General features: G+C 63.4%; 1 protein-coding gene. It reads left to right on the top strand.

Annotated elements, in window-relative coordinates; all coding sequences use genetic code 11:
* Nucleotides 1–276 (top strand): DotU family type IV/VI secretion system protein (locus SB751_RS30135; protein ID WP_410749037.1); only part of this gene is annotated, 276 nt, incomplete at both ends.

The raw sequence follows: 276 nt of genomic DNA, 5'->3' as shown, positions 1-276 counted from the left end.
CCGCACTGGCCGAAGAGCCGCTGTCGTTCGACGCGCTTCGAGGCCAATGCAACACGCAGATCGACCAACTGCGCTCCGATCTGGGCTTGCGAGGCCTCCCGGATCACGGGATCAACGATGCGGTCTACGCGCTGTGCGCGCTGCTCGACGAGGCCGCATTGAAGCACCTCACGGGAGAAGCTCGCGAAAGCTGGGAGAAGCGGCCGCTCCAGGAGGAACGTTTCTCGAGAAACGATGCCGGCGAGGAATTGGTACGACGCATCGAGGATCGCTTGC

This window comes from Cupriavidus sp. SIMBA_020 (assembly GCF_046535395.1).
GTDB lineage: Bacteria > Pseudomonadota > Gammaproteobacteria > Burkholderiales > Burkholderiaceae > Cupriavidus > Cupriavidus campinensis.
This window is presented reverse-complemented; position numbering and strand designations above follow the sequence as displayed.